Here is a 732-nt window from a genome sequence, read left to right as displayed (position 1 = left end):
TAATGCCGATCAGTTAAGCCCTCTCGCTTGACCTTTGGCCGCAAGAAATCAAAATCCGATGCCTGTACTGGCATCGGATTTTTTTATGCGTCTCGCTCGGGCACTGGAACTGACCCACAACATCGCCTCCACCCCCAACTCAATCGAGGGATTGGACTCCTTGCTCGATCCTTCTTTGGTCGAACAGGCGCTGGAGCAGGCAGGCGTAGCGACCCTGCGCAAGCGACGCCTGCCGTTGGAAATGATGCTCTGGTGCGTAATTTCCATGGCGTTCTTTCGCCGCATGTCGGCCTGGGATGTGGTCAGTCGCATGAACATCATGCTGCCGGGGCAGCGGCCGTTGGTGGCGCCCAGCGCTGTGGTTCAAGCCCGTCAGCGATTAGGTTGCGAGGCTGTACGACAGGTCTTCCATCTGACGCAGAAAAGTTGGCATGACGCAGCCAGTCATCCGACCTGGGCCGGTTTGCGCTTATTGGGCGTCGACGGCGTTGTCTGGCGAGCGCCCGACACACCGGAAAACCGCGCACGTTACGACTCCGCCAGCAATCAACATGGCGACACGGGTTTCCCCCAGGTGCGCATGGTCTGCCAGATGGAGTTGACCAGCCACTTGCTGATTGGCAGTGCGTTTGACGGTTATCGCAGCAACGAAATAAAACTGGCGGAGCAACTGATCGAAACCACGCCCGATCACTCGTTGACGCTATTTGATCGCGGCTTTTACTCCCTGGG

The 732-nt window shown here is 57.8% G+C and carries 1 protein-coding gene; it reads left to right on the top strand.

Annotated elements, in window-relative coordinates; translation table 11 throughout:
• Positions 1 to 85: 85 nt before the first annotated feature.
• On the top strand, positions 86 to 732 hold a 647-nt coding region (locus tag AC3WTM_RS29515), incomplete at its 3' end, for an IS4 family transposase (RefSeq protein WP_492587683.1).

It is taken from the genome of Pseudomonas sp. EU05-FHT14B02 (assembly GCF_058791055.1).
This window is presented reverse-complemented; position numbering and strand designations above follow the sequence as displayed.